This is a genomic window from Phocaeicola fibrisolvens (assembly GCF_025567125.1).
GTDB lineage: Bacteria > Bacteroidota > Bacteroidia > Bacteroidales > Bacteroidaceae > Phocaeicola > Phocaeicola fibrisolvens.
The window spans coordinates 115,657-139,335 of the sequence record NZ_JAOQJI010000006.1; the positions used below are offsets into that span (position 1 = coordinate 115,657).

17 protein-coding genes and 1 tRNA gene are annotated in these 23,679 nt (G+C 47.4%); 10 read left to right on the top strand and 8 right to left on the bottom strand.

Going from position 1 to position 23,679, the window contains the following annotated elements; all coding sequences use genetic code 11:
* Positions 1-15 precede the first annotated feature (15 nt).
* Together OCV81_RS04355 and OCV81_RS04360 are read left to right on the top strand one after the other, a co-directional pair.
* Positions 16-87: transfer RNA gene (locus OCV81_RS04355), tRNA-Arg, on the top strand.
* Between the two features lie 261 nt (positions 88-348).
* Entirely contained in the window at positions 349-1,098 is a 750-nt protein-coding gene (locus tag OCV81_RS04360; RefSeq protein WP_148328704.1) for a copper homeostasis protein CutC, read from the top strand.
* Here the strand turns inward: OCV81_RS04360 and OCV81_RS04365 are convergent.
* The 3 genes from OCV81_RS04365 to nagB form a co-directional block, all read right to left on the bottom strand.
* A complete protein-coding gene (locus tag OCV81_RS04365) occupies positions 1,082-3,712 on the bottom strand; it encodes a transglutaminase domain-containing protein (RefSeq protein ID WP_148328706.1) in 2,631 nt (876 codons plus the stop codon). The two genes, OCV81_RS04360 and OCV81_RS04365, sit on opposite strands and share 17 nt — an antisense overlap.
* Before the next feature lie 113 nt (positions 3,713-3,825).
* Positions 3,826-5,811, bottom strand: a complete 1,986-nt coding sequence (locus tag OCV81_RS04370; protein WP_148328708.1) for a glucosamine-6-phosphate deaminase — start codon at positions 5,809-5,811, stop codon at positions 3,826-3,828.
* Positions 5,812-5,822: 11 nt separating this feature from the next.
* On the bottom strand, positions 5,823-6,614 hold the full coding sequence (gene nagB, locus OCV81_RS04375; protein ID WP_148328710.1) for a glucosamine-6-phosphate deaminase: 792 nt from the start codon (positions 6,612-6,614) through the stop codon (positions 5,823-5,825).
* A 181-nt stretch (positions 6,615-6,795) separates the two neighbouring features.
* On the opposite strand from nagB, the gene OCV81_RS04380 reads away from it, so the two are divergent.
* Positions 6,796-8,001, top strand: a complete 1,206-nt coding sequence (locus OCV81_RS04380) for an ROK family transcriptional regulator (RefSeq protein WP_148328712.1) — start codon at positions 6,796-6,798, stop codon at positions 7,999-8,001.
* Between the two features lie 80 nt (positions 8,002-8,081).
* On the opposite strand, the gene OCV81_RS04385 is transcribed toward OCV81_RS04380, so the two are convergent.
* From OCV81_RS04385 to lysS, 4 genes are all read right to left on the bottom strand, one after another.
* Complete coding sequence (locus OCV81_RS04385; protein WP_148328714.1) at positions 8,082-8,822, bottom strand: HAD-IA family hydrolase; 741 nt, start codon at positions 8,820-8,822, stop codon at positions 8,082-8,084.
* A gap of 128 nt (positions 8,823-8,950) precedes the next feature.
* Positions 8,951-10,300, bottom strand: coding sequence for a glucose-6-phosphate isomerase (locus tag OCV81_RS04390; RefSeq protein WP_148328716.1), 1,350 nt, complete (start codon positions 10,298-10,300; stop codon positions 8,951-8,953).
* Positions 10,301-10,314: 14 nt separating this feature from the next.
* The gene (locus OCV81_RS04395) at positions 10,315-11,310 is read right to left on the bottom strand and encodes an NAD(P)H-dependent glycerol-3-phosphate dehydrogenase (protein ID WP_022353602.1); all 996 of its coding nucleotides are present in this window, start codon (positions 11,308-11,310) and stop codon (positions 10,315-10,317) included.
* Positions 11,311-11,386: 76 nt separating this feature from the next.
* Positions 11,387-13,114, bottom strand: coding sequence for a lysine--tRNA ligase (gene lysS, locus OCV81_RS04400; RefSeq protein ID WP_148328718.1), 1,728 nt, complete (start codon positions 13,112-13,114; stop codon positions 11,387-11,389).
* Between the two features lie 250 nt (positions 13,115-13,364).
* On the opposite strand from lysS, the gene OCV81_RS04405 reads away from it, so the two are divergent.
* Genes OCV81_RS04405 through OCV81_RS04430 form a run of 6 tightly spaced genes read left to right on the top strand, consistent with a single transcriptional unit; the run spans position 13,365 to position 19,442 of the window.
* A complete protein-coding gene (locus OCV81_RS04405) occupies positions 13,365-14,129 on the top strand; it encodes an amidohydrolase (protein WP_148328720.1) in 765 nt (254 codons plus the stop codon).
* 11 nt (positions 14,130-14,140) lie between these two features.
* Positions 14,141-15,760, top strand: coding sequence for a thiamine pyrophosphate-dependent enzyme (locus tag OCV81_RS04410; protein WP_148328722.1), 1,620 nt, complete (start codon positions 14,141-14,143; stop codon positions 15,758-15,760).
* A complete protein-coding gene (locus OCV81_RS04415; protein WP_148328724.1) occupies positions 15,757-16,344 on the top strand; it encodes an indolepyruvate oxidoreductase subunit beta in 588 nt (195 codons plus the stop codon). Before OCV81_RS04410 ends, OCV81_RS04415 begins: the two co-directional genes overlap by 4 nt.
* Positions 16,345-16,350: 6 nt before the next feature.
* Positions 16,351-17,673: an aminotransferase class I/II-fold pyridoxal phosphate-dependent enzyme gene (locus tag OCV81_RS04420; protein ID WP_148328726.1), complete on the top strand. Its 1,323-nt coding sequence runs from the start codon at positions 16,351-16,353 to the stop codon at positions 17,671-17,673.
* 33 nt (positions 17,674-17,706) lie between these two features.
* Positions 17,707-19,008: a phenylacetate--CoA ligase family protein gene (locus tag OCV81_RS04425; protein ID WP_148328727.1), complete on the top strand. Its 1,302-nt coding sequence runs from the start codon at positions 17,707-17,709 to the stop codon at positions 19,006-19,008.
* 17 nt (positions 19,009-19,025) lie between these two features.
* Positions 19,026-19,442: a hypothetical protein gene (locus OCV81_RS04430; protein WP_022353609.1), complete on the top strand. Its 417-nt coding sequence runs from the start codon at positions 19,026-19,028 to the stop codon at positions 19,440-19,442.
* 163 nt (positions 19,443-19,605) lie between these two features.
* Here the strand turns inward: OCV81_RS04430 and OCV81_RS04435 are convergent, their stop codons facing one another.
* On the bottom strand, positions 19,606-21,810 hold the full coding sequence (locus OCV81_RS04435; protein WP_148328729.1) for a sodium-translocating pyrophosphatase: 2,205 nt from the start codon (positions 21,808-21,810) through the stop codon (positions 19,606-19,608).
* Between the two features lie 124 nt (positions 21,811-21,934).
* Between OCV81_RS04435 and OCV81_RS04440 the strand changes: the two genes are divergently transcribed.
* Positions 21,935-23,053 (top strand): AraC family transcriptional regulator, encoded by a 1,119-nt coding sequence (locus tag OCV81_RS04440; RefSeq protein WP_148328731.1) that lies wholly within the window; start codon positions 21,935-21,937, stop codon positions 23,051-23,053.
* The last annotated feature ends 626 nt before the right edge of the window (positions 23,054-23,679 follow it).

The following is a 23,679-nucleotide window of genomic DNA, read 5'->3' on the forward strand; positions in this document are numbered from 1 at the left end:
TGTTTATTGGTATTTGCGCCCGTAGTTCAATGGATAGAATAAAGGATTCCGGTTCCTTCGATTGGGGTTCGACTCCCCACGGGCGTACATGATAGCTTATTAGACTGAGAATGAACGGTTTAATAAGCTCTTTTTGTTTGTAAATGCATGCCTTTTGAAAATCGTTTTGAGGGGGTGGAGAAAACGCTTCGACGTTTTACTCCAAACGCTTCGACGTTTTGTCTAAAACGTAAAGGCGTTTTACTTCAAACGCTTAGGCGTTTAAGGAGAAACGTCGAAGCGTTTTCCGGCAAGTGCAAAGGCGTTTTCGAAAGGTGAAAAAAATCACTCTTTAAAGTTGACTGAACGATGAAAAACTACATGTTCGAAATTTGTGCGAACTCCGCAGAGAGTTGCGTGGCTGCCCAGCAGGGAGGTGCCCATCGGGTTGAATTGTGTGCCGGCATGCCGGAAGGGGGAACCACTCCGTCCATCGGCGAAATCAAGGTGGCTCGGAAATTGATTGATATCCGTCTGCATGTCATTATCCGTCCGCGCGGGGGAGATTTTCTGTACACTCCTTCGGAACTCGACATCATGGAAGAGGACATTCAGGCTGCCCGTCAGGCCGGAGCCGACGGAGTGGTGTTCGGCTGTCTGACTCCGGAAGGAGAGCTCGACAAGCCGGCCATGCAGCGATTGATGAAGGCTGCCCAGGGACTCTCGGTCACTTTTCATCGGGCATTTGATTATGTGAAGTCTCCTGCTAAGGCATTGGAGGAACTGATTGATATGGGAGTGAACCGTGTGCTGACTTCCGGACAGATGCCCACTGCAATAGAAGGGGCTGCGTTGCTGGCAGAACTGGTGAAGCAAGCAGGCGACCGTATCATTATTATGCCGGGATGCGGAGTGAATGAACACAATATCGCGGAATTGGCCCGGGTGACGGGTGCCAGTGAGTTTCATTTCTCGGCCCGTGAACAAAAAGAAAGCCGGATGCTTCTTCGCAATCCGGCTTTGTCGATGGGAGGTACGGATATGGATGAATACGCTCATCCGGTCACGACCCCCGAAAAAGTTCGTCGTACCATCGCGGCGCTTACAGCCCGTGGATGACGTGGAGCAGTTGCTCGCCCATGCCGATGGTGTATCCGTGTGACTCGAAGACCACGCGGTTGAACGTATCGCCCAGGATAATCACCGGCAGGGTGGGCTTGTTGCCCAGTTTCATGTTTTCGGCTATCATCTTGAGGATGCTTCCGTCCTTGTCGATTCCAAATACCACGTTCGATGGCAGGTTGGGGAACTCTTTGCGGTCGAATTTCCGGTAGGCCGCTTCGTCGGTAAAGAGCAATACAATCGTACGTCCCCATTTTTCAAATTCCGCTTTCTTGATTTCGATGTCTTTCAAGGCATGGTTGGTAGGTTCCTGTCCTACTCCCAGTACGCCGACAATGTAATAACCGCGGCCTGTGGTGCTGAGGATGGATACCTGTTCTCCGTTGTCCGGACGGGTGTACAACGCTTCTGAATTGAAGTTGCCGATGACACGTACTTCCTCCGTATTGTTGCGCATGCAGAGCGGAGTGACCGTGGTCTTGCCTTCTTCTACCGTAAAGAAAGAAACCTGGCTCAATACGCTTCCGTTGGCCATACGGCTGCCGGTTACCAGCATGTAATAACCCGTCGACATTTGGCTTCCGTTTTTCAGCAGGGAAGCCCAGCTGGCATCTTCCGGATGGTTCTGTAGCTGGAAAATGCCGTTGTCGTACTTCGACAAGGTGAAGTGGGTGTAATATTTCGGGTTGTCCAGTCGGGGAATCGGCTCGTAGGTGGCCTTCAGTATACCTTCCGACAAGTTGCCTCCTTCCGATTTTTCAAAGTCCACCAGCACCGGATTGCCGTTCAGACGGTAGCAGATGTTGCCGTTCACTTCATCCTTCCAAGCAGGAATGCCCAGACTGCGGGCAGCTGCTACAAAGAAAATGTCTCTGGACTGGGAGTCGGTCACCCGGCTGCGCCATACCCCTTCCGGTGAGGTGGTTGTAAACAAGGTGCTCAGGTCATTGCGGATGGTCAGGCTGTCCTTACACCATTTTACCAGCACTTGTGGGTCGGCTTTGATTTGGGATGCCAGTTCGGTAGGGAATGCCTTCTGCAAGTAACTCCGGTAAGGTGTCAGCATTTCGCTGGCAATACGCGGGGCCAGCACTTCTTGTATGTCTGCAGTGGTATCCGTGCCATAGAGATGGTCTTCCAGGATGGAGCAAGGCGTATCGCGTAAGTCTTTCTCGGCCAGTGTGCCCAGCAGTTCCAGTGCCCGTGTGCCCTGTCCTTTTTCTACGGCATGTGAAAGGAACTGCATGATGTCGGCATAGTTGCCTCTGGATTTCACGATGAAATCGCTGGTCCGTGTTTCGTCCAGTTTCTGTTTTTGGGCAAATGCTTTGGCCTTTTCTTCTGTCGGGAAGCTGGCCACGTAGGCATTGCGGATAGAATCTTCCTGGGCCATACGCAGGGTATTTTCCTTGCGTTGGGCCTCGGTCACCTCCGGCAGGTTGGCCTTTTCGGCAGGCGGTACGATGTGCAGGGTATCGGCAAACACGTCACCCGGACGGTGGGAGAGGGTAAGGGTCACTTCTTTTTCCTTGCCGAAAGAAACTTTTTTCAGTCCGAAACGTTGGTTGGAAGAAGCATATACCAGCATGTCGCCCAGTCCGGCAGAAAGCGAGGCTTTGCCTTGCGCGTCAGTCGTTTTGTTGGCTACGGTGAAGAACTCAGCGTAATTATAAATCTTGAACTCTACATGGGCACCTTCCACAGCCTTTCCCAATGAATCGACCACGGTGACGGTGACCGGCGCACTCTGCGCATAATTGTCGATGATGTTGATTTCGGTGTAGTTGGCCGTGGTTTTCATCACTTCTTCCGGTCCGTCGTATGCACCGAATACCTTGGTATGCATCAGCATGCCGCGGCTGGCCGGAGCGTTGAACCATCCCAGATTCAGCACAGGTTCCGGTTCGCAGGCGCCGAGGAAGTACCATTTTCCGTCCACCCAGGCTTCCACCCAAGCATGGTTGTCGTCGGTATGTGCCCAGCGCGGTGTGTAGACCTGGCGGGCCGGAATACCTACGGCACGCAGGGCAGCTACCAGGAAGGTGGATTCTTCTCCGCAACGTCCGTAAGCCGTTTTTACGGTAGCCAGCGGAGCGCTGGTACGGCTGTCGGTCGGGGTGTAGACCACTTTTTCATGACACCAGTGGTTTACTTCCAGCACCGCATCGTACATGGACAATTTTTCTATGCGGGGCATCAGTTCCTGGCGGAATACTTCGCGCGAATTATCCAGGTTTTCGTTGTTGACCCGTATGGGAAGCACAAAATGGCGGAAGATTAAATCAGGAATCTGAGTACCCCAAGAAGTTTGTTTGCGGTCCTGAAGTGTCAGACGTACATTTTTCAGGTAGAATTCGCCGGAGTAGTCGGCAATATCGCCCGGAGTCATGTAGGCATACAGGAACATCATGGCTTCTCGTTCTTCTTGTGTCATTTCCTCATTGAAAACCTCAAAGAGATTACCTCGGGTAAGAATTTCTTTTTTCTGGTTAAAGTCTGTTTCTACTTTTTGGCGGTAGTCAGTTTCTTTCAAAAAATGGTCGGAAGAGGTACAGGCCGGGAAAAGGCAACTGAGCCAGAGTCCTAGAATGGGAATAACTAATTTTTTCATGTAATATAAGGTATAAGTGGCGGATAAAAGAAAAGACACGGAAACGGGAGTTCTCTTCGGGAAGAGAAGTCTTTCGTTTCTGTGTCTTTTATAAGGGATAATATGAATGCTTCTTAGATAGGTTTATATTCTACAAAAGCTTCCATGGCTTCATAACAAGCCAATCCTAAGTGGTCATAAAGCGAAGCAGTTCCGCGGTTGCGGTCTTCACTTCTCTGCCAGAACAGACGTTCGTCATTACCCAGGAACGGAGCGCTTTCCATTTGCGACTGATGTTTCAGGATGGAATTGCGTTTTGCACGAAGTTCTTCCGGACTTAACGGTACAGCCATTTCGATGTTCTCGATTTCCCATTCAGCCCATGCACCACGGTACATCCAGATGCGGCAGTCTTTCAGCCATTCAGCTCCTGCGTTCTTTTCCTCATCGATGGCAGCGAAGACAGCGTCTGTACATACACGGTGAGTACCGTGCGGGTCAGCCAAGTCACCGGCTACGTAAATCTGATGAGGTTGCACTTCACGAAGCAGGTTCAGCACGATTTCCACGTCGGCTTCGCTAATCGGATTCTTTTCAATTTTTCCTGTTTCATAGAACGGAAGATCCAGGAAGTGGCAGCGGTTGAGCGGGATTCGGTTGAACGTACAAGCCGTACGTGCTTCTCCACGGCGGATAAGGCCCTTGATTGTCAGGATATCGCGTGTATCCATATCGCCTTCTTTCTTTGTAGAGAAGAACTGCTTGATTTCTGCATATTTGTCACTGATTACCTTGTCTTCGCTGTTCTCAAACAGTTGGTTGAAACCGTTGATAAAGTGCATGAAGCGTACCACTTCTTCATCGCCTACGGCAATGTTGCCGGAAGTTTCGTAAGCTACGTGTACTTCATGCCCCTGTTGTACGAGACGGCGCAAAGTACCTCCCATGGAGATGACGTCATCGTCTGGGTGCGGGGAGAATACTACTACCCGTTTCGGGAATGGTTTGGCGCGTTCCGGACGGTATGTATCGTCTGCATTCGGCTTTCCTCCCGGCCATCCGGTAATGGTGTGCTGCAGGTCGTTGAACACTTTGATGTTGGCATTGTAGGCAGAGCCGTAGAGTGCCAGCAATTCGCTCAACCCATTTTCGTTATAATCTTTATTGGTCAGTTTTAGAATTGGTTTGTTGAGCGTGGTGCACAGCCATACGATGGCACTTCTTACTAGTTTGTCGTTCCATTCACAGCTGGTTACCAGCCACGGGCGCTGGATACGTGTCAGATGAGCGGCTGCAGCCAAGTCAATGCAGACAGATGTATTGGCATGGATTTGCAGGTAAGAAGCGGGTAAAGTGTCACTTACCTTGTCTTCTACCGCACTTCGGATAATGTCGGCTTTATCTTCTCCCCATGCCAGTAGGTAAACTTTCCGTGCACTCAGAATGGTGTTAATTCCCATGGTGATGGAGCAGGGAGGCAGATTGTCTACTCCGATGTTGTGTGCAGCTTCCGAACGGGAGGTTGCATCAATCAAAATCAGACGGGTAGTCGAGCTGGCGTGTGAGCCTGGTTCGTTCATACCGATATTACCTTCCCGACCTACTCCCATGATGACAATGTCGATACCACCGAAAGTTTGGATGCGCTGTTCATACAAGCGGCAGTGTTCCGTAATGGCTTCCTGTGGAATTGTTCCGTCCATCGTAAAGATGTTTTGACGGTCGATGTCTATCTGTGAAAGGAAAAGCTTGTTCAGATGGTTGAAACTGCTTCCTGCACCTTCTGTCAAAGGGTAGTATTCGTATAGGTTGAAGAATACCACGTTGCGGAAGCTGACACCTTCGTCCTTGTGCTTGCGGATTAATTCGGCAAACAGCGGACGCAGGGAAGCTCCGGTACCTACGGCAATGGTGCAGAATTTACCTTCCCGTTGTCTGTCCTGTATTTTGGCTACGATTTCATTGGCGATTTGTACCACACCTTCTTCAATGGTTTCAAAAATGTGGGTAGGTATTTTTTCCAGTCGTGTCAGTACAGAACGTTCCACCGCGTTTTCAGGCCGATAGTATCGGGGAGATACGCGGTTCAGTGAGATTTGAGAGCTAAGATTGGTTCTCATGTTTCAACGGATTAAAGATTGTTTTTTTCGATGTCTTTAAAGTATTTGTAAGTGCCGACTTTCAGTTCATCGGTAGCAGCTTCGTCGCATACGATGATGCCGTGCTGGTGCATCTGCAATGCGCTGATTGTCCACATCTGTGTGATTCCTCCTTCTACGGCATGTTGCAAGGCACGTGCCTTGTTGTGTCCGTTACAGATAATCAACACTTCCTTGGCAGAAAGTACGGTACCTACTCCTACGGTCAAGGCTGTTTTAGGCACTTTGTTTACGTCGTTTTCAAAGAAACGAGAGTTGGCAATGATGGTGTCGGTAGTCAGTGTTTTCACACGAGTGCGTGAGCTCAGTGAAGAACCCGGTTCGTTGAATGCGATGTGACCGTCAGGACCGATACCTCCCAGGAACAAGTCGATGCCGCCGAACTTTTCAATTTCTTTTTCATAATTGGCACATTCTGCTTCCAAATCGGCTGCATTTCCGTTCAGGATGTGGATGTTCTCCTTGCAGATGTCAATGTGGTTGAAGAAATTGTTGAACATGAAAGAATGGTAGCTTTCCGGGTGAGATTCTGGAAGTCCTACGTATTCATCCATATTGAAGGTCACTACGTTTTTGAAAGACACCACTCCTTTTTTGTTCAATTCAATCAAGGCTTTATACATTCCCAGTGGGGAAGAACCCGTGGGAAGTCCTAATACAAACGGCTTTTCTTTTGTAGGGTTAGCTGCGTTGATTTTCTTTGCAACATAATTTGCTGCCCAGCTGGACAGAGCACTGTAATCAGGTTCAATGATTAGTCTCATGGTGGTTAGAATTTTGAATATTGAAATTTATTTTTAACTGTTTTCTTTGATTAAAATCGTCTTACTCCTGCAAATATATCAAAGCTTACTCAGAAAGGCAAATAAAAAAATAGATTTTTTATGCATGAGTTTTTAAAGAAAAATTCTACATTTGTAAATGTTTCTATAAAAAATAACGAATATGGGTCAGACTCTATTGACGAATATACAGAAAGGCGTTAAAAGTGCGCTCGTAAAGCAGCGTATCATTACACATTTGATTTATGCAGGCAGCACCACGATTACAGATTTATCTAAATCAATGGGCCTAAGTGTTCCTACCGTGACGAAGTTTGTGGATGAAATGTGTAGGGAGGGATACGTGAACGATTGTGGAAAACTGGAAACCAGCGGAGGGCGTCATCCAAGTTTGTATGGATTGAATTCGGATTCTGCTTATTTTATAGGAGTGGCTTTGGCAGTGCAGTCTTTAAGCTTGGGAGCCATTAATTTTAAGGGGGATGTGTTGCAGACTAAGATGGAAATTCCGTTTAAGTTGGAGAATACACCGGAATGTCTGGAGCGTATTTGCCGGGAAATAGAAACATTTATTGATGAACTCCCTTGTGATAAGTCAAAAATATTGAATATCTGTATCGGCATGACGGGACGTGTCAATCCGGAAACAGGATGCAGCTATACCCATCTGACGTTTGGTGACAAGCCACTGGCTGAAATGTTCACAGAAAGACTGGGCATTAATGTCTGCATTGATAATGACAGCCGTGCCATGGCATACGGGGAGTTCATTACGCGTCCGGAAAAGTGTCCGAAAAATCTTATCTTTGTCAATGTGAACTGGGGGTTGGGGTTGGCTATCATCATCGATGGCAAACTCTATTCTGGAATGTCTGGATTTGCAGGTGAATTTGGACACAACTATGGATATGACAATCAGCAGATTTGTTATTGTGGAAAGAAAGGATGTATCGAGACAGAAGTTTCTTGTTCGGCATTGTATCGTAAGTTTATAGCCCGTCTCCGTCAGGGAGAAAATTCCATTTTGCTGAAGGAAAAATCTATCGATGAAATTACTTTGGCGGATATTATTTCTGCGGTCCGTCGGGAGGATGTATTGGCTATTGAACTGGTGGAAGAGATTGGAGCAAAACTGGGACGTCACATTGGCGATTTAATCAATGTATTCAATCCGGAACAAGTGATTATTGGTGGTGAATTCTCTAAAGTAGGTGAATATTTGCTTCCGCCGGTCATTTCGGCTGTCCGAAAATATACACTGAATCTGATGTATAAGGATTCAGACATCGTATTGTCTGAGCTGAAGGAGAAGGCCAATGTAATCGGTTCTTCTTTGCTGTCGAGAAGTAAATTGTTTGCGTTGGAATAATATAAAGTATTTGGATAATATAATAATCCACGGAAAGAGAAGTAGGCATGTCGGTACGACTCTTTTCGTGGATTTTTTTGTTATAGGGAAATTGTTTGTAGACCTTGGTAAAACGCTTCCCAGTTTTCATTGAAGGACTGCATGGAGGGGAAAAGCAGATTGGCTCCTTCTTGCAGGAGTACTTCATTTGGAAGGGGGCCTGTATTCAAGGCTACGGTAAATATTCCAGCTGCTACTCCGGCACGTACGCCGAGCGGGGCATTTTCGATGACAATTGCTTCATTTGCTTTGATTCCAGCTTTTTGTAAGGCCATCAGATAGGGTTCAGGGTTGGGCTTTCCGTATTTTACATCAAAAGCTGTAACCATCAGCTCACGGTGGAAAATATCCGGGAAGTAGTGATTCAGTTTGTCCAATAAGGAATGTTGTCCGGAGCCGGTCACTACCATGGGAATAAGTCCGGTTGCCTTGATCTTATTCAGTACTTCGAGGGCCCCGGGCATGGGAGTTGCTTTAGGTAGACTGTTAAACAAATCACTTTTCGTTTGGTAGATGTTTTTGATTTCTTCTTCAGAAGCTTCATAACCTCTTTCCCGTTGGCTGACAATATTAATGGTGGAAGCACCCGTTCGGCCTTCGTGTAGATAGGCCTCTTCTCTGCTCAGGTTCATGCCGTATTGTTTCATAGCTTCATGCCAAGCTGTGGCATGGTTTTTCATGGAATCGAACAGCACGCCGTCCATATCGAACAAGACGGCTTTCAAGTTGATTTGTGTAAAATGATGGGTAGTGAGATATTGATGGATTTCTTGTTGAAACATGGTGATACATTTTTATAATATTCAGGCACGCATTACATGAATGCAATTCCTTACCTTGATAAATAATCAGGAAGGTGTTTTCATGTAATTCGTGCCTGTAAATGCAACAACGGAGTAACCGTCTTGTCTTATTTCTTCAGACGAGCCTGGATTGCTTCTGATTCTTTTTCGTATCCCGGTTTGTTCAGAAGAGCGAACATATTCTTTTTGTAGGCTTCTACACCTGGTTGGTTAAACGGATTTACTTCGAGCAGGTAACCGCTGATTCCACAAGCCTTTTCAAAGAAGTAGATAAGCTGTCCGAGATAGTATTCGTTCAATGAAGGCACGCTGACACGCAAGTTAGGAACGCCTCCGTCTACGTGGGCAAGCTGAGTACCCAGTTCGGCCATCTTGTTGACTTCGTCGATACGTTTTCCGGCCAGGAAGTTCAAGCCATCCAAGTTTTCTTCGTCGCTTGGGAAGTGGAGTTCGTGACTCGGAGTCTCAATAGAAACGACCGTTTCGAAGATAGTACGTTCACCTTGCTGAATCCATTGTCCCATGGAGTGCAAGTCGGTAGAGAAATCTACTGAGCTAGGATAGATACCTTTGTGGTCTTTTCCTTCAGATTCACCGTACAGCTGTTTCCACCATTCCATGAAATAGTGCAGTTTGGGCTGGAAGTTGACCAGAATTTCAATTTTCTTTCCGCTCTGGTACAATTCGTTACGAGTGGCAGCATACAAAGCAGCCGGGTTCTCGTACATATTTTCGTTGGCGCATACTTTTTCCATTTCGCAAGCACCGGCTACCAGCTGGTCGATATCGATTCCTGCAACTGCTATCGGAAGCAAACCTACCGGAGTCAGAACAGAAAAACGTCCGCCTACGTTGTCAGGGATGATGAATGATTTGTATCCTTCCTTGTCGGCTGTGACACGGGCTGCACCTTTCTTTGCATCAGTAACTGCTACGATGACTTTGCGGGCCATTTCCTTGCCTCTCTGATCTTCACACTGTTTTTTCAGCAGACGGAAAGCCAAGGCTGTCTCTGTAGTGGTTCCTGATTTAGATATGTTGATGACACCGAATTTTTTGTCTTTCAGGTATTCAGTCAGTTCAAACAGATAATCTTCGCTGATGTTGTGTCCGGCAAAGATGATAGTCGGATGTCCGGCTTTCTTTTCTTGCAACCAGGCAAAGCTGTTTGACATGGCTTCAATGACCGCGCGTGCACCCAAGTAACTTCCTCCGATACCTGCTACAACTACTACTTCGCAGTTTTCGCGAAGAGTTTGTGCGGTAGCTTTCAGGTCGTTCAAATGTTCCTTAGTGATGGAAGACGGTAAGTGCAACCAGCCCAAAAAGTCATTTCCCAAGCCTGTACCTTTTTCCAGTGTTTCCATACAAGCTTTTACTTTCGGTTCATAAGAAGCCAATTTTTCTTTGGAGATAAAATCCAAAGTCTTTTCCACGTTTAGTTTAATGTTTTCCATAACTGTTTCTAATTTTATCTAAATGAGTCAGTTAATAATTTGATTTCTATCATTGGGGATATTCGTTCATAAAGGATGTTGTAGACGGCATCTACAATCGGCATGTTCACGTGCAAGTGTTTGTTGAGTTCCTTGATACACTTGGTGCCGTAGTATCCTTCTGCAATCATTTCCATTTCAATCTGTGCACTTTTTACGGAGTATCCTTTTCCAATCATGGTGCCAAATACCCGGTTACGGCTGAAGTTGGAATAAGAGGTCACGAGAAGGTCACCTAGATAGGCAGAGTCATTGGTGCAACGGTTTACGGGATGAACGGTATCTAGAAAACGGTTCATTTCCTGCAGTGCATTCGAAACCAGTACGGCTTGGAAGTTATCTCCATATTTCAGACCACTACAGATTCCGGCTGCGATGGCGTACACATTTTTCAGGACGGAGGCATATTCAATGCCGGCTACGTCAGTGTTGACTGAAGTTTTGATATAGTGTCCGGCCAATTGTTTAGCAAACATCTTGGCTTTTTCTATGTCTTTGCATCCTACGGTAAGATAGGATAATCGTTCCAATGCTACTTCTTCCGCGTGACATGGACCTGCCAGCACGGCGATGTTATTTTCGGGTACATCATACATTTTGTGGAAGTAATCTGAAACAATCAGGTTCTCGTCCGGAACAATACCTTTGATGGCGGTTACGATGAATTTATCCTTCAGCTTGGTCTTTAGCTTTTTGAGGTGACTTTTCAGATACGGTGAAGGGGTGACAAAAATCAGGGTATCCGATTCTTTGACCACCTTATTGATGTCTGATGAAAAGTTGATACACTTCATATCAAAGCGTACACTTGTCAGATAGGCCGGATTATGTCCCAGACGTTTGAATTCTTCAATCCGATCGTCACGGCGCATATACCAGTTTATGGATTCAGCTTGGGTCAATATAATTTTTGCAATAGCAGTGGCCCAGCTTCCTCCCCCCATGATCGCTATTTTTCCGGGTAATTTCATACTCTTATCTCTTAATGAAAAAGCAGAATATGAAGAGTGAAGTCCATTCATTCACCCTTCATATACCTTCCTTCATTTATTTAATCTTTTCTATCCAGCCCGCCACTTCGTCTACTGTCGGGTTCTTCAGCTCCAGTTTGTATTTTTTATTGATACCGCAGATATCCTGATGGAGCTTTTGAGGATTGACATCTTTCATGTCATTTACCAGATTGTATCCGGCTTTCTGGAGAACTGGTACCCATTCTTCTGTTACACCCAGTTCCATGAACTTGGCCGGTGCATCTTTCGGGATGACTTTTTCCGGACGCATCTGTGGGAAGAACAATACTTCCTGGATGGTGTTCTGTCCGGTCATCAGCATGACCAGACGGTCCACACCAATACCCATACCTGAAGTAGGAGGCATGCCGTATTCCAAGGCACGCACAAAGTCCTTGTCAATAATCATGGCTTCGTCGTCTCCCTTTTCGCTCAGGCGCATCTGTTCCTCGAAACGTTCCAGCTGGTCAATTGGGTCGTTCAGCTCTGAATAAGCGTTGCAAAGTTCCTTTCCGTTCACCATCAGTTCGAAGCGTTCGGTCAGGTCCGGATTGTTGCGGTGCTTCTTGGTCAGCGGAGACATTTCAATCGGATAGTCGGTGATGAACGTCGGCTGGATGTAGTTGCCTTCACAGAATTCTCCGAAAATTTCGTCAATCAGCTTGCCTTTACCCATGGTCTCGTCGATTTCCATGTTCAGCTTCTGGCATACTTCCCGAATCTGTTCCTCGCTCATGCCTGTCAGGTCGTATCCGGTGAATTCTTTGATAGAATCCAGCATGGTGACGCGCTTGAACGGAGCTTTGAAACTGATCACATTGTCACCAATCTTGACTTCTGTGGTACCGTTTACGTCCATGCAGATTTTCTCGAGCATGTTTTCCGTAAACTTCATCATCCAGTTGTAATCCTTGTAGGCCACGTAGATTTCCATACAAGTGAATTCCGGGTTGTGCGTACGGTCCATACCTTCGTTACGGAAGTTCTTTCCAATTTCGTACACTCCTTCAAAACCACCCACAATCAGTCGTTTCAGATACAGCTCACTGGCAATACGCATGTACAAAGGAATGTCCAGTGCATTGTGGTGAGTGATAAACGGACGTGCGGTAGCACCTCCCGGAATAGACTGAAGAATCGGAGTTTCCACTTCCACATAACCTTTGGAATTGAAATACTCTCTCATGGAATTATAAATCTTGCTACGTTTCAAGAAAATATCTTTTACTCCGTCGTTGACTACCAAGTCCACATAGCGTTGGCGGTAGCGGAGTTCAGGGTCTTCAAATTTATCGTATGCCACTCCGTCTTTGTATTTTACAATCGGAAGTGGACGGATTGATTTAGACAACACGGTCAGTTTCTGTGCATGGATAGAAACTTCACCAGTCTGTGTGCGGAATACGAAACCTTCGATTCCGATGAAGTCACCTAAATCCAGCAAACGTTTGAAAACGACATTGTATAAATCCTTGTTTTCATCCGGGCAGATGTCGTCACGGGTTATATATACTTGAATACGACCTTTGGAGTCTTGTAATTCGATGAAGGATGCCTTACCCATCACACGGCGAGACATGATACGTCCTGCCACAGATACTTTGCGGGGTTCTGCATCGTCTTTGAATTCGGCTTTTATGTCAGTCGAAAAAGCGTTGGTTACATACTCGGCAGCAGGGTACGGATCAATCCCCATTGCTCTCAATTCGTTCAGGCTGTTGCGTCTGATAATTTCCTGTTCGCTTAATTCTAATACGTTCATTTGTTAGTATATTAACTCATTTTGGCTACAAAAATAAAAAACATTTTGCAAACTACCTCTATTTATAAGAATCTTTTAGGATAAAAACCCTGATAATAGAAGAGTTATTAAAGTATTCTTTACAAACTGTCTGCTTGAAATCTATATTTCAAATATGTACATTTACCTGTGAACTTAAAGTATTTTGATACTAAAATTTGCTTTATGTGATTAAATTGTTACCTTTGGGCGTTTCTAATAAATGAAAAGCATGAAAATAATCTTATTACAGACTGATATTTGTTGGGCCAGTCCTTCTGTCAATGTCAATGCCATTGACGCTGTGATAGATACTTATAATAAAGATGTCGATTTGTTCGTTCTTCCGGAGATGTTTTCTACGGGATTTTGTACGAATCCAGAGGGAACTGCTGAATCTGCTGAAGGAGAGAGTCTTCAATGGATGAAACAGAAGGCGATGAAGCGTAATTGTGCTATTGCAGGAAGTATTTCGGTAGAGGAAAATGCAAAATTCTATAACCGTTTTTTCTTTGTGCATCCCGACGGGAAAGTACAATGGTACGACAAAAAGCATTTGTTCACGTATGGTGGAGAAGACAAACATTATACGGCCGGTACGGAACGTGTCGTGGTGAATTTCCGTGATGTACGGTTTCTGCTCGAAGTGTGCTATGACTTGCGCTTCCCGGTTTGGTCCCGGAATCGGGGCGATTACGATGTGGCGTTGTATGTAGCCAGCTGGCCTTCTCCCAGAGTGGAGGCCTGGAAGGCTTTGTTGCGGGCACGAGCCATTGAAAACCAGTGTTATGTGCTGGGTGTGAACCGGGTAGGAAAAGACCCGTACTGCGATTATTGTGGGGGTACGGCGGCTATCGACCCGTATGGAAAGACACTTTCTGCCTGTGAAGATGGCAAGGAGGGGCAGGTGGAAGCCTTCATAGATATGAATGAACTGGAAGCCTTCCGGAAAAAGTTCCCAGTGCTGGATGATGCAGACGCTTTTACATTGAATTAACTTCTTATTTTATGAAAGACAATCATAAACTTTTGTTATTGGGCGACCAGGCGATAGCGCTGGGCGCCATTCACGCAGGAATTTCCGGGGTTTATGCCTATCCGGGAACTCCTTCGACCGAAATCACAGAATATATACAGGAATCTCCGATAGCGAAAGCGCGCGGGTTGCACAGCAGCTGGTGTACCAATGAGAAAACAGCCATGGAAGCAGCCTTGGGGGTATCGTATGTGGGCAAGCGGGCACTGGTTTGCATGAAGCATGTAGGAATGAACGTATGTGCCGATGCCTTTGTCAATTCAGCCATTACGGGTGTCAATGGAGGGGTAGTGGTATTGGCTGCCGACGATCCTACCATGCATTCCTCTCAGAATGAGCAGGATTCCCGCTTTTATGGCAAGTTTGCTTTAATTCCGATACTGGAACCTTCTTCCCAGCAGGAGGCCTACGATATGATGGCGTATGCATACGACCTCTCGGAGCAGATGCGTACACCGGTATTGATGCGTATTACCACCCGAATGGCCCATTCCCGTGCGGCAGTAGAAGTCGCTGCGTCCGGAAAGGAAGTCACTTGTACGGGACGTCAGTCTGTACCTTCCGACTGGGTGCTGTTGCCGGGAAATGCCCGTCGCCGTTATAGGGAAGTCATCGAGAACCAGCAGAAACTGGAGGCTGAGTCTGCACGTTCTGCCTATAACCAGCTGAGCATGCAGGAAGGGATGGCTGAGAAAGGAATTGTGGCTTGTGGCATCGGTTACAACTACGTGATGGAAAACTTTCCGGAAGGATGTCCTTATCCCATGCTGAAGATTTCACAATATCCTTTGCCGATGGAAGCCTTGACTCGTCTGGCAGACTCTTGTAAGGAGATTCTGGTGGTAGAAGACGGACAGCCTTTTGTGGAAGAACAGCTAAAAGGCATTCTTCCTTCTAAATATGTAGTGAAAGGCCGTTTAAGCGGTGAGTTACCTCGTACGGGGGAACTGACTCCCGACAATGTGCGTCGGGCCTTGGGGTTGCCAAGTGGACAGGTTTATGCAGCCGCACAGAATGTGGTACCCCGTCCACCGGCCTTGTGCAAGGGATGCGGACACCGCGATGTGTATGATGCCTTGAATAAGGTGGCTGCAGAATATCCGGATGCAAAGATTTTCGGAGATATCGGTTGCTATACGCTGGGGGCACTTCCTCCTTTCCGCACATTGAGCAGCTGTGTCGATATGGGAGCTTCCATCACGATGGCCAAAGGAGCGGCCGATGCAGGACTGTTTCCTTCCATTGCCGTGATAGGGGATTCCACTTTCACCCATTCCGGAATGACGGGACTGCTGGATGCGGTGAACGATCAATCGAACATCACGGTCGTTATTTCCGACAACCTGACTACAGCCATGACCGGAGGACAGGATTCAGCCGGTACCAATAAGTTCGAGGCCATCTGTCTGGGGTTGGGAGTGGAGCCGGAGCATGTCCGGGTGGTGGTACCGCTTCCTAAGAACATGGAAGAAATCACCCGGGTCATTCGGGAAGAGATAGAATACAAGGGGGTGTCTGTCATTATTCCGCGCAGGGAATGTATGCAGACGTTGAACCGGAAACTGAAACAGCAAAAAGTAAAGAAACAATGAAAACAGATATCATACTTTCTGGAGTGGGCGGACAGGGAATTCTGTCCATTGCCACGATTATCGGTGAGGCGGCCCTGCATCTGGGGCTGAACTTGAAACAGGCCGAAGTACACGGAATGAGTCAGCGGGGAGGCGATGTGCAGTCGAATCTGCGCTTGTCGGAGGCGCCGATTGCTTCCGATTTGATACCCTTGGGTACAGCGGATATGATTATTTCACTGGAACCGATGGAGGCACTGCGTTATCTTCCGTATTTGTCGAAAGACGGATGGATTATCACTTCGGCCACTCCGTTCAAGAACATTTCCAATTATCCGGAAGATGAAAAATTGAGGGCTGAACTCCATGCGCAGCCTCATGTGGTGGTGTTGGATGTGGAAAATCTGGCAAAGGAAAACCAGATACCCAGGTCGGCCAATGTCATCTTGTTGGGCGCGGCGGCTCCTTTCTTGAAAATCCTGAATGCGGACGTGCTGCGTGAAAGTGTAGGACGTATCTTTGCGCCGAAAGGAGAAGAGGTGGTGCAGATGAATTACCGGGCATTCGATATCGGTCATGAATATGTGAAACAATTGAAATTCTAAAGGCTTATGAACTGCGTGTTTAGTGAAGACCTGGTCAACTCTGTGGCCAAGGAAATGAAGGTGGCCGATTTGTCCAATGCGACCATCGGAGATGTGTTGCTGGTGGCTTCCCGTCTGGAAGAACTTACGGGTATTCCCTTTATCCGGATGGATCAGGGGTCTCCCGGTCTCCCGGCAAATAAAGTGGGGATTGAAGCCGAGAAAAAGGCGCTTGACAGGGGAGTCGGTTCCCAGTATCCGGCTGCTGCCGGTGTGGCGGAATTGAAACAGGCTGCCTCCCGCTTTGTCAAAGCATTCATCAATATTGATATTTCTCCTCGGGCATGTGTTCCCACTACGGGGTCGGTTGCGGGTTCTTTCGGAGCCTTTATCGCCTGTACCCAGCGGATTCCCGGGAAAAACAAGGTGCTGTTCATCGACCCGGGTTTCCCGATACAGAAGTCCCAGTTGCGCATTTTAGGCATTGCGTGGGAGTCGTTTGATATCCATGATTTCCGGGGAGAACCGTTGCGTGCCAAACTGGAAAGTTTTCTTTCCAAAGGAGATATTGCGGCCATTGTCTATTCCAATCCCAACAATCCGGCTTGGATTTGCCTGGAAGAAAGTGAACTGAAAATCATCGGAGAACTGGCTACGCAGTATGATGCGATAGTGATGGAAGACCAGGCATATTTCTGTATGGACTTCCGCCATGCGTTCGGCCGTCCTTATCAGCCTCCTTTCGTGCCTACGGTGGCCCGTTATACCGACAATTATATTCTCATGTTGTCTGCCTCCAAGATTTTCAGCTATGCCGGACAGCGCATTGCCTTGGCTTGTGTGTCCGATAAGCTGTTCGATACGCAGTATCCGGCCTTGGCCTCCCGTTATGAGGATTCAGGCGTGTTCGGGCCGACTTTCATCGCTTCCATTATGTATATGATTACTTCCGGCTGCACGGCCACTACCCAGTATGCCATGGCAGAGATGCTGGAAAAATCCATTACCGGTGAAATCAATTTTGTGGAAGACGTCCGTGAGTATGAACGGCGCGCCCGCCGGATGAAGCAGATTTTCACCGCTCATGGCTTTTCGGTGGTATATGACAAGGATGTCACCCAGCAGGTGGGCGATGGCTTTTTCTTTACCTTGGGCTATCCCGGATTGACGGGTGGTGAGTTACTCCGTGAACTGATGATGTACGGGGTGAGCAGTATCTCCCTGTCGACGACGGGCAGTGAACAGCAGGGTGTGAGAGCCTGTACTTCCCGGATGCGGGAGGAGCTCTATCCGGTGCTGGAAGAACGGATGAAGGCTTTTCAGGAAGATCATCCTGTGCCGAGCAAATAACCAAACTACTACAGAAATAAAGAAAAACACACTATGATTTGGAATCCGAACAAAGAATGTATGCCGCGTGAACAGATGCGTGAGCTACAGGGGAAACGTTTGTGCAAACTGGTGCAGTATGTGTACCATAATGTGCCTTTCTATCGGCACAAGATGCAGGAGATGGATCTCACTCCCGATGACATCCGGGAAATTGAGGACATCACGAAACTGCCTTTTACCACCAAACAGGATTTGCGGGACAATTATCCGTACGGGTTGATGGCGGCTCCTCTTTCGGAAGTGGTGCGTGTGCATGCTTCTTCCGGAACGACAGGTAACCCGACCATTGTGGGATATACCCGCCGCGACTTGTCTATCTGGTCGGAGGTGATGTCGCGTTGTCTTTCGGCATACGGGGTGACTCGGGAAGATACGTTTTCCGTGAGTTACGGATATGGTCTGTTTACCGGTGGACTGGGAGCGCATTATGGCGTGGAAAATCTGGGGGCAACCGTGATTCCGGCTTCTACCGGAAATACGGAAAAACACGTACGCCTGATTCGGGATTTGCATATCACGGGTATTGCCTGTACGCCTTCGTATGCCTTGTATCTGGCAGAGGTGGTGGAACGGATGGGTATCCGCAAGGAAGAACTGGGATTACGTATCGGTGCTTTCGGAGCAGAACCTTGGACGGAAAACATGCGTCAGGAAATCCAGAGCCGTTTGGGGTTGAAGGGCTACAACATTTATGGATTGAGCGAGATTATGGGGCCGGGCGTGTCTTACGAATGCCAGGAGCAGTATGGTTCCCATATCAATGAGGACCATTTCTATCCGGAAATCATCGACCCTGTGACGTGTCAGAACCTGCCGTATGGCACGCAGGGAGAACTGGTGTTTACCACATTGACCAAGGAGGGCATGCCGCTGCTCCGCTATCGCACCAAAGACCTGACTTCCCTGATTGCTGACCCGTGTCCTTGCGGACGTACCAGCGTGCGTATGACGCCGATTATGGGTCGAAGCGACGATATGCTGATTATCCGGGGTATCAATGTCTTCCCGTCACAGGTGGAAAGTGTGATTTTGGGCATGAAGGAATTTGAACCGCAGTATCTGCTGGTGGTCGACCGCAAGAACAACCTCGATACGCTGGAAGTACAGGTGGAAGTGCGCCGCGACTTTTTCAGCGACGACATCGGTTCCATGCTGAAGCTGAAGAAGACCCTGTCCGACCGCCTGAAGAGTGTGCTCTCCATCAGTGCGGAAGTCAAACTGGTGGAACCGAACAGCATAGCCCGTAGCCAGGGCAAGTCCAAACGTGTGATTGATAACCGAGTATTGGTGTAATTAAAGGAAGTGAATCTATGATAATCAAACAATTATCCGTTTTTCTGGAAAATAAGACCGGAAGAATCAATGACGTGGTGCATGCATTGGGAGCAAATGGTATCAATATGCATGCCTTCAGTATGGCCGAGACTGCCGATTTCGGTATTTTACGCCTGATCGTTTCCGATGTGGAGAAAGCAGTCGAGGTGCTCCGGGCAAAAGATTTTGCCGTGATGTCGACCGATGTGGTCTGTCTGTCGTGTGACAATGTGCCCGGCTCGCTGGCAGTGGTGTTGGAATATCTGGCCGAAGAGCAGATTTTCATTGAATACATGTATGCGTTTGCCCAGGCCGACCAGGCCCATGTGGTCATCAAACCCAATGATATGGCACACTGTCTGAAGGTGCTCGAAGCGCATCATTGCCGTGTGCTGGGGAAAGATGAACTTTAGGAAAAAGAACTGCCTGTAAAGAAATACTAAAGTAAAAAATCTCCTGCTTTCAGCCGGAAAGTTCGCATGAACTGAGGCTGAGCAGGAGATTTTTTGTATGGTTATTATTCAGTTTCCATTCCTCGATTGAAGGTCGTATTTCTATATTGCTGCTGGGGGCTGCTTAGAACAAGCTCCAGGAGACGGTCAGTCCGGCCATGACGATGGCCACCATGCTCATCAGTTTGATGAGGATGTTCAGGCTCGGACCGGAAGTGTCCTTGAACGGGTCGCCTACCGTATCGCCTACCACGGTGGCCCGGTGTACTTCGCTGCCTTTCCCGCCAAAGTTACCTTCTTCCACGTATTTCTTCGCATTGTCCCAGGCACCGCCGGAGTTAGCCATGAAGATGGCCAGGATAAAGCCCGATGACAATCCCCCTATCAGCAGTCCGATGACGCCCGGTACTCCGAACAGCAGTCCCGTCACAATGGGAGCGATGATGGCCAGCAGGGAAGGGAACACCATTTCTTTCTGGGCACCCAGTGTGGAGATTTGTACGCAGCGGGCATAATCCGGTTCTGCCTTGCCTTCCAGAATCCCTTTGATTTCACGAAACTGTCGGCGTACTTCTTCTACCATGTGGGCTGCGGCTCTGCCCACCGCATTCATGGTCAATCCGCAGAACAGGAAGGCCATCATGCTGCCGATGAACATTCCAGACAGCACTTTCGGATTCATCAGTGTGACATCGTAGTACATCATGAAATCCGTGAATCCGGCTTCGTGAATGACTACTTCCAGTCCGTTGGGAAGTTCCAGTACCGTCGTACCGATGCGTTCCAGTCCGATACGAATTTCTTCGATGTAAGAAGCTAACAGGGCTAGTCCGGTCAGGGCAGCCGAGCCGATGGCAAATCCTTTTCCTGTGGCTGCCGTGGTGTTTCCCAAAGAATCCAGCGCATCAGTCCGTTTGCGTACTTCTTCTCCCAGGCCACTCATCTCGGCATTGCCTCCGGCGTTGTCGGCTATCGGGCCATACGCGTCCGTAGCCAAGGTAATGCCTAAGGTGGACAACATGCCCACCGCCGCAATGCCGATGCCGTAGAGTCCCATACTGATGTTCGTGAAGTCAAATCCCGAGGCCAGCCAGTAGGACAGGATGATGCCGGCTACGACGGCAATGACCGGAATCGTGGTAGATACCATGCCTAGTCCGATGCCCGAGATAATGACCGTAGCCGGTCCGGTCTTTCCGCTTTCCGCCAGTTTCCGGGTCGGCTTGTAGGATTGAGAGGTATAGAATTCCGTAGATTGCCCGATGATGACCCCTACCACCAGTCCAATGACAACGGCACAGGAGATGTAGAGCCAGTTTTCCAGCTGCAATAGCCAAAGAATCGCGAACGTAGCGATGACAATCAGTCCCGCGCTGAGGTTGGTGCCCGTTGACAAGGCCCGGAGCAGTTCCCTCATGCCCGCGTCTTCTTTGGTACGTACGGCAAAAATACCGATGATGGACAAGAGGATACCGACTGCTGCAATCAACATCGGGGCAATGACTGCCTTGAACTGCATGACCGTATCGCCGGTCCCGATGTAGGCCGCCGCTCCCAAGGCTGCTGTGGCCAGAATGGAACCGCAGTAAGATTCATAGAGGTCGGCCCCCATTCCCGCTACATCGCCCACATTGTCGCCCACGTTGTCGGCAATGGTCGCCGGGTTGCGCGGGTCATCTTCCGGGATACCCGCTTCCACTTTCCCCACTAGGTCGGCTCCTACGTCGGCTGCCTTCGTGTAAATGCCTCCTCCTACACGGGCAAAGAGGGCCTGTGTGGAGGCTCCCATACCGAAGGTTAGCATGGTGGTGGTAATGATACACAGTTTGGCCGTCGGATTCAGGGCATCTTCCGGAATACATTGTTCCAGCAACAGATACCAGAAAGAAATGTCGAACAATCCCAGTCCGACCACTACCAGACCCATGACAGCTCCGCTGCGGAACGCCACTTTCAGGCCTTTGTTCAAAGAGTTCCGGGCCGCATGTGCCGTGCGTGCCGAAGCGTAGGTAGCCGTTTTCATCCCCAGGTAGCCCGACAGGCCGGAAAAGAATCCTCCCGTCAGGAAGGCCACAGGCACCCAGTGGTTTTGCAGGTTAAATCCGTAGGCCATGACGGCAAACAGCACCGCCAGAGCGATAAACACGATAGTGACGATTTTATATTGCTGTTTCAGGTACGACATGGCTCCTTGCCGTACGTACGAGGCGATGCGTGTCATGGCAGGAGTTCCTTCGCTTTCCTGTTTCATCTGCCGGTAGAAATATCCGGCAAGTGCCAATGCCAGCAGCGATGCGGCCGGTATCAGCCAGAAGAGAGATGTTTCCATATAAAAAGATGATTAATAAGAGGTTTGTTCAAAAATACAGAAAAATACTGAGATAGCCGAAAAACTTCATAACTTTGTATGCCGATAAATAAGTATTGTTATTGCTGGACTATTTTTTATTTTTATGAACTATCTATTATATGAATTTTCGCTTTGTGCCGCATTGGCACTGATGCTTTTTTTCGGGGGGTATTTTCTTCTTGGAAAGGTTCCAGATAAAACTATTTTTGATAATTATCTTCGTTCCCGTCAGACGATGGGAGTAGCACTTTTGGTTCTTTCAGCCAATTATCTGATACATTTTCTAGGTGGAATTCGTTTTGCCAATATCAATGCGGCTATCTTGATGAATCTTTCTACTTATTTCCTTTGTTATTGGCTTTTCAGTTCAGCACTTACCACGTTGCTGGATCGGTTCTATCTTACGCGAAAGCGTTTTACGGTACATTTACTTGGATGGTTTCTGTTTACTTCTCTTTCTGGATTTGTGTTGTTGGGATTGGCTGAGGGAGTTATACAACAAATGGGACTGATTTTTATGGCCGTATGGTTGTTCGTCTATGGCTTTTGGCTGGCTTGCAGGCTCATTTTGACTTACCGACGGGCTGTCAAGTCATTCGATGATACTCATTCCGATTACATTGCCGTCTATGTGCGCTGGATGTCAATTTTTACTTATTGGGCTGTCATTTATGGGGTGAGTTGCGGCTTGTTGACCTTTCTGCCTGACAAATATGTGTTTTTATGGATTCTTTCTTCCATACCATTTTATATCTATTTGTTTTGTTCTTATCAGAACTATCTGTTATTCTATGAGCAAGTGGAGCGTGTGTTGGAAATGAACCAGGATGAAGAGGGCCAGGAATCAGTTTCAGAAACATCGCATAATATTCCTCAGTTTTATGAAGGAATCGCTCGGAATCTCTCAAAATGGGTGGAAGAGAAGGCCTATACACAACCAGGATTTACCATTGAAGATTTGGCTCGTATGTTGAATACCAATCGTACGTATTTGAGCAGTTATATCAAGAATACCTATCATGTATCTTTCCGGGAGTGGATTACAGGACTTCGAGTGGAATATGCCAAACAGATGTTGCGAGAGCATACTGATTTAAGTGTACGCCGGATTTCTGAAGCTTCCGGATTTTTATCATTAAGTTATTTTACCAAGATTTTTGCGGAAAAGGAGGGATGTTCACCTGCCCGTTGGCGTAAGAAAATGGAAGAAATCCATCAGTAGAATGAGATGCAGTTGTTTGCTCAAATCACAAAAGATTACTGTGTCCGCAAAAAAAATAATTTGCTAAGATAGCAATGGTTTGCTGTGTCCGCAAAAATGAATAGATGGATGAATTTATTCTCGTAAAGTGTTGATTTATTGATGATTTTCTCTTTATTTTGTAGTGCCAGTTCATGCAGATAGTTTCCTTTTTCATAATTGGAAAAGATGATAAACTATGCTGTGAGTTACTTGTACGTGGGGAAACAACGGTACCATCGTGGTCTGTGCTGTACCTAGACTAATAAGGGGAAATTAGTTTATGAAAGCACAGCCCGGAATCAAGATGGTACCGTTCCCATGTGCAACACTAAGAACTTTCGGTGGCTGATGGGTTGGCTTTTTAAATGAAAGTGCCTTTTCATTTACTTCCTTTTTTCTTTTTATTTTCTTTATACCGCAGTGTAGAATATATATTCCACAGTGTGAAATATGTATCCCACACTGTGGTTTTTGTATTTCACACTGTGGGACAGAGAATACACCTTTGATTTTGTTTTCACTACTGTCCAATAAAAGTTAGCTAATCGGTCTTTGAAATTATTGAAATACAGTCTTTTAAGCAGTCCTTTAGAATGAAACGGATT